At 71.2% G+C, this 392-nt stretch carries 1 pseudogene; it reads left to right on the plus strand.

The features are described 5' to 3' along the window. Positions 1–392: pseudogene (locus tag HR086_RS47850) on the plus strand (DNA-binding protein); the annotation flags it as partial.

Below are 392 nucleotides of genomic sequence, written 5' to 3' on the forward strand. Positions count from 1 at the left end.
CTACCTGATGTTCGCGGTGGCCGCGGTCCGGATGGCGACCGGGGCGACGATCCGCGCCGAGTCCGCCGAGCTGCCCGTCCACGCGGTCTCCACCTACTCGGGGATCGCGCTCGTGTTCCTCGCGCTGCGCGCCTTCGCCTCCGGCTGCACCGCGCTCACCGGTGTCGAGGCCGTCAGCAACGGCGTGCCCGCGTTCGCCAAGCCGAAGAGCCGCAACGCCGCCATGACGCTCGCGATCATGGGCGGGCTCTCGGTGACCATGTTCTTCGGGATCACCGTGCTCGCCATGGTCTACGAGGTCCACGTCGCCGAGGACCCCACCGAACTCGGACTCGCCCCCGGAACCCCGATGTCCACCGCGCTCGCGCAGATCGGACGGGCCACCTTCGGCG

This window comes from Myxococcus sp. CA039A, from assembly GCF_013336645.1.
GTDB lineage: Bacteria > Myxococcota > Myxococcia > Myxococcales > Myxococcaceae > Myxococcus > Myxococcus llanfairpwllgwyngyllgogerychwyrndrobwllllantysiliogogogochensis.